Annotated in this window: 3 protein-coding genes; all 3 read right to left on the minus strand. The window is 47.1% G+C overall.

Annotation, left to right across the window (positions count from 1 at the left end):
• Window positions 1-246 precede the first annotated feature (246 nt).
• From DEO48_RS12585 to DEO48_RS12595, 3 genes are read right to left on the minus strand one after another with little or no spacing between them, the layout of a single operon-like run.
• Entirely contained in the window at window positions 247-945 is a 699-nt protein-coding gene (locus DEO48_RS12585) for an Imm52 family immunity protein (protein WP_109845350.1), read from the minus strand.
• A 13-nt stretch (window positions 946-958) separates the two neighbouring features.
• Window positions 959-1567 carry a Tox-REase-5 domain-containing protein gene (locus DEO48_RS12590; protein ID WP_109845351.1) on the minus strand — a complete coding sequence of 203 codons (609 nt, stop codon included), beginning with the start codon at window positions 1565-1567 and terminating at the stop codon, window positions 959-961.
• Between the two features lie 3 nt (window positions 1568-1570).
• A complete protein-coding gene (locus tag DEO48_RS12595; protein WP_109845352.1) occupies window positions 1571-1906 on the minus strand; it encodes a hypothetical protein in 336 nt (111 codons plus the stop codon).
• Between the last annotated feature and the right edge of the window lie 37 nt (window positions 1907-1943).

Genomic DNA, 1943 nt, shown 5'->3' on the forward strand with positions numbered 1-1943 from the left:
GGATGATCGATCAGCTGCGAATCGCTGATCGACGTTCCACGCGAAAACATGATCGATCAGAGCGGAATACGCAGCCACTGGCAGTCCGAGTATCTTGTACTTATCCTGGCTGGGATAAATCATCCCGCCGCACGTTGTCCTGTCGTACTTTCTCAAAAAATAACCGGTGGACATTCAGACCTCTTTCTATCGATGTTCCTCAGTGAACAGCCTGCATCAATGGCCGGCTGTTCATTTCCCTAACCATCAGAATATTTTTTTGTACGTTGGCAGAATGTCATGCGCCACCAGCGCGATCTCAAGATCGTTGGATAATGTTATATCCACTTTGTTAGAGCCATCAAAGAAATCACGTTTGGTCACGAACAACGTACCGACAGGTTGACCCTCTCGTTTGATAGAATGCATCTGTTTAGGGAGATTTATCATCTTTTCATCGTAGCTTTTATCGATGTAGAACATCCACCCGACAGGGAGACGATCCGGGAATACCTGAGACTCATGCAGACTGTATCCATTCGTTTCAAGTTGAAATATATGGGGTTCAATTTTATCAATGATTTTCAAAGCGATCTTCGATGTAAAACTTAAGCCGTTTTGTTCATTTTCGACGTAATGAACCATTCTGTATTGAAAGCACGTTATATCGCTTTGGATATAGTTTTCGAATTCAATGGAATCATCATTTCCACTCCAGATCCGTGTCCCGGCAAGCGGAAAGTCAGGTAGTTTTTTTGTTAACAACTGCATTGCATCACTGGTGATATCATTGCCATGAAAAATAAGCTTTGTCATGGCATCCTCTTTGTTTTTCCCTGTTAAAAACCAATCAGCAGAGCCATTTTCTTCAGTGTATAACTGTACGAGTTGATGTAATCTTTTAAGAATTCCATCAAGACTGTTCATCTTTTCTTTGATAAATAGGGTGATCTCAATTTTATACATGAGGTAATTTGTCCTATGGCGTGTGGAGCACAGTGAATCGGGGATATTTTCGGAATATTTTGCTGTAGTAGGCAAAACTCACCGGCTCCATAAAATGCCAGTGACATTCAGGGATCTCATCACACAAGATCAACGCGTTTTGTTGTCTTCTGGCCTCATCTTTCGTATCCTGGTCGCCCTCGAACCAACTATAGGGCTCTCCGTTTTTATCAAAGAATGAGTCATATTTTCCCTTTGCCTCTAAAAACAGGCACTCCGCCGGTTTCCAGCCATCAAACTTCACCTGCTTTGTTGAGTTTGTCAGCCCCGGATGGCGAAAGGCATACTCTTCCACGCTGGTTTTCCCATTGCTGTTATGCATGCTGTAGCTTCCGCAGATCCGCATCTGGTAGTTCAGACTCACCTCACTACCGTTAAAGGGCTCCTGAATCGGTGAGACCCAGGGAATAGCCGGGCATTTCTCACAGGGTTTAGTGGATTCCGCTGCCGTGACTTTCCCGGCAGTGTCTTCGTTCTCACCCTCGTTCACCATCTGGCTTGCCACGCCAGCGCCAATCGTGACGCCAAGCGCGGCGGCCAGCGCTTCTGCCCCTTCCACCAGGGCGGGTATAACAAAAAGCATACGCTATGATTTCCTTTTGGCTAAATTGACAGCGGCGTTCATCATGTCCCGCCAGCGCTGATTCGGGTCGTCCGTTTCTTCCAGAGCCTTGCGTATTGCCGGTGAAGACGTCAGCCCCGGCTGGCAGGCTTCCATATACAAAAACGAATGCAGCAGGTTTGGCTCGTCGAGGTGTATCTGCCGGGCATACTGAAGCGCACCGGTTAAACGCGCCTTCAGCGTGGCCGGGTCTTTCAGCTCAAAACGGGTATCCGCTTCGGCTTCACGGACGATACCGTCGATATAGTTTTCATCTTCTCTGGCAGACACCGCCTGCAGCTGCTTTGCACTGAATTTCATCGTTTCTCCTGCACGGTATCAAAAGGCGTCAGCGTAA

It is taken from the genome of Enterobacter sp. CGMCC 5087 (assembly GCF_003144775.1).
Taxonomy (GTDB): Bacteria; Pseudomonadota; Gammaproteobacteria; order Enterobacterales; family Enterobacteriaceae; genus Enterobacter; species Enterobacter cloacae_M.